Origin of the sequence: Moorena sp. SIO2C4, from assembly GCF_010672485.1 — a bacterium.
GTDB lineage: Bacteria > Cyanobacteriota > Cyanobacteriia > Cyanobacteriales > Coleofasciculaceae > Moorena > Moorena producens.
Map to the genome: position 1 here is coordinate 1 of NZ_JAAHGN010001012.1, position 2,765 is coordinate 2,765.

Here is a 2,765-nt window from a genome sequence, read left to right on the forward strand (position 1 = left end):
AGTAGAAGGACAAGATGCTGAGTGGAATCCCTATGTAGAACCAGCCCATGATGCTTTAGTGCGGGGATGGCAAAGATTGCTGGGATGGAAGCAACAGGAGGAGGAAAGCCTACTTCTGCAACGGCGGTTGACTCCGGCGGCACAGGAGTGGGAAAGCCAGCAGAGGGCAAGGTTTCTTTGGCATACTAACCCACGTCTGGATTTGTTGAAAAAGGTATCTTTATCCGATGATAACTGGCTTAACCAAGTAGAAGCTGAGTTTGTGCGGCGTAGCGTCCGGCGAAAAAACTTTAATACTCGTCGGAATTGGGGTGTTGCGATCGCAGTCATGCTGGGGTTAGGGACAGGTTTAGTATTCTCCTTAATTGGTCAGAAAGATGCCCTGATCGGTCAAATTAAGGCTTCTCAGCAAGCCGCTGAAGCCAACTTTGAATTAGATCAAGATTTAAACGCTTTGCTTGCCAGTTTACGGGCAGCAAAATCTCTTCAAGATTGGCCGGGATACTTATTCTTATTCAAGCCAGACAGTCAGCTTCAACCTCAAGTGTTACAAACTTTGCGAAAGGTATTCTATTCAACTAGAGAATATAACCGCAGAGAAGTACCTCAAGGTTTTAAGAAGATGTTTTTTAACTGTGATGGTATGTTAATGATTGCTACAGCAAAAGATGGTACTGTCCGCTTACAAGACTTCAAAGGCACACCACTACCCAAAGTATTTTCAGGACATGAGGGTCAAGTAGAACTTGATGTTAGTCCGGATAGTCGCTTATTAGCAACAACTGACAAGCAAGGGACTTTTCGCCTCTGGAACTTAGAAGGAAAACAGGAAGAGCCACGTCAGCTTACAGACTGTATTTCAGGGTTTACAGATACTGATGTAGGTCTATTTCCTACTGGTTTCGGTGTATCTGACAGAGGGATAAGTTTCAGTCCTGATAGCAAGAAGCTTCTAGCCTATTTACAAAGGGTAACGAAGAAGGGCAATTCCAGTACTATCTGCCTGTGGGAAACGGGAGATAAACCGAAGCTATTGAAACAAGAAGTCAATTTCCATAGTATTAGCTTTAACTCCAAGAACCAGCTAGTAGTAGCTAACCAATTTGGCAATACCCTCAGCTTGTCGGACTACAGGAGTGGTAATCAGTTGGCAGAGTTTAAAAATTTTCATCAGATACTATCGGGAAATCTGGTTTTTAGTCCTATTAGTCCTAATGGTGAATACTTAGCAGGATGGTTTGGACCAGATGAAAGAATTGCTTACTTTGGTAGTTTAAATAGCGAAGATTGGAATGAGTTTAAACCCATAAGGAGAGCTGGCAGTATCATTTTTGATACCGAAGGTCGTCTGATTATTGGGCAAGAGGGTGAGGGTATTATTAGTGTTTATGATGAGCCATATAAGAGTTATGACTCTTTGTCAGACGCCTTGGAATTTGAACTGAAAGGGCATCAAGGTGGTATTCGTGAGGTTATTTCTAGCTCGTCTAAGGGCAGACAACTTGCTAGTTTAGGTGATGACAATACTCTGGTCTGGTGGAAACTAGATCAGAAGCCATTAGAGGAGTTAGAGCTAATTCCGAACTTAGAAAGTATCAGCATCAGCCCCGATGGTAAGCAACTAGCTGTTGTCGGAAGTGATGACACTATTCGTCTGTTGGATTTGAAGGGTAAGGAGTTGAAGCGATTTCCCGATCTTAAAACAACAATAAGGCAAATCAGTTTTAGCCCTGATGGTACACAATTGGCTGGAGTTGGTAAAGATAATAGGATTCGCTTATTGGATTTGAATGGCAATGAGTTGTATAAATCTTCTAAAAAATTTAATAAAACAATTACCCAGCTTATTTTTAGCAATAATGGTGAAGATTTAATTGTTATTGAGGAGTTTGATGACTATAATCAAACTCTCCATCGGTTGAATTTGAACAATAAAAGCTGGGAAAAAAAATCTGAGCTATTCTTGGGTGAAATCGCTTTTAGCTCCGATGGCAAGCTGTTAGTGGCGCAGAATGCTTTCGAGGATCACTATGTAGAGAGAGGTAATATCTTTTTAAAAGAATTGGAGTCTGGTAAGGAATTAGTTAAGTTTAAGGGTGCTAATCTCAGCTTTGATAGTATCGGTTTTAGTACCCAGGGTCGCTTAGTCGTTAGTGCCGAGCGGCCTTATTTGGAGTATAATGGTTCTAATACGGAAGAAAAGGATTATACCTATGTATGGGATATGTCAGGAAAATTATTGACTGCTTTTAAAGATGGGCATCAAAGTAACGTTAATCAAAGTAGAGTCAAAAAAAGTAGAGTCAAAAGTATAAGTCTTAGTGCTGATGGCAGTTTATTAGCCACTCTTGACATATCCGGAACTGCCAAGTTATGGCGTATAGGAGGATTAAATGAACTAATAGTAAAGGGTTGTGATTGGGTGCGAGACTATCTTAGTAACCCCAATGTTGATGAGAGCGATCGCAATCTCTGCAAAAATGTACCCCCTCTTTAATCATTTGGCGTATATAGGGTTTATAAATGAGATGAAACAGCCCTACCCTTATTAAGGGGGACCAACGGGGGATCTCAATCAGGCATTAACAAAACTGAAATGCGACATTGGAAAGTATTATCCCGATTTATTCTGTTCATCCTCTCAGCAGTGATCGTACTGCTGAGTTCTGCCCTACCCAATAGTCTTCTTGCCTCCCAAGCTGCTAGTCCTCTTGCCCAAGTACGCATCAAGACCGAAACCGTAGTAGGTCAGCAGGATTTTTTCC

Annotated in this window: 1 protein-coding gene; it reads left to right on the forward strand. The window is 41.5% G+C overall.

Annotated features, from left to right (window positions below):
* On the forward strand, window positions 1-2,497 hold a 2,497-nt coding region (locus tag F6K20_RS32900; RefSeq protein WP_287297561.1), incomplete at its 5' end, for a WD40 repeat domain-containing protein.
* Window positions 2,498-2,765: the final 268 nt, after the last annotated feature.